The following is a 665-nucleotide window of genomic DNA, read 5'->3' on the forward strand; positions in this document are numbered from 1 at the left end:
GCGGAGACGTCCGTCGCTGCTGAACCGGACGCTGCCGCAGAGAACGCCGAGGCGCCCGTCGCAACCGATCAGGACTGACGCGAGGGTCGTCTCAGACGTCGTCATCGAGGCACGAGCCAGCCATCAGAGCCTCGTCGAACGAGCACGATCCACTTGGGTCGTGCTCGTTCGTCGTCGCGGGTGTGCGCAGGTCGATAGGGTGGAACGAGTGGCTGCTCGGGCCGCGCTTCGGTGCGCACGAGGAGCCAGACGGCTCTGACGAGCACCCCGAAGGCGAAGGAAACGGTGATGAGCGGCCCGAAGTTCGACCCGACGGACCGGACGTCGTCCTCGAACGACACGTCATCAGGCGCGACGTCGCCCGCCGACGTCCTGCGGCTGCGTTCGCAGTTGACGACGGTGTCGTCGCAGAACGAGCGTCTCGTGCGCACGCTCAAGGATGCGCGCGACCAGATCGCGTCGATGAAGGGTGAGATCGAACGTCTCGCGCAGCCGCCGAACAACTACGCCACCGTCATCGCGGCGCATGACGACGGCAGCGCCGACATCTTCTACATGGGCCGAAAGATGCTCGTGTCGTTCTCGCCCGCGATCACGATCGAGGAGCTCGTGCCCGGCCAGGAGGTCATGGTCAACGAGGCCATGAACATCGTCAGGGTCGTCGG

General features: G+C 65.9%; 1 pseudogene. It reads left to right on the plus strand.

Features of this window, described 5'->3' with window-relative positions:
• Window positions 1-288: 288 nt before the first annotated feature.
• Window positions 289-665: pseudogene (locus B2284_RS01985) on the plus strand (proteasome ATPase); the annotation flags it as partial.

The organism is Dermacoccus sp. UBA1591 (assembly GCF_002322065.1).
In the GTDB taxonomy this organism is placed as follows: domain Bacteria; phylum Actinomycetota; class Actinomycetes; order Actinomycetales; family Dermatophilaceae; genus Dermacoccus; species Dermacoccus nishinomiyaensis.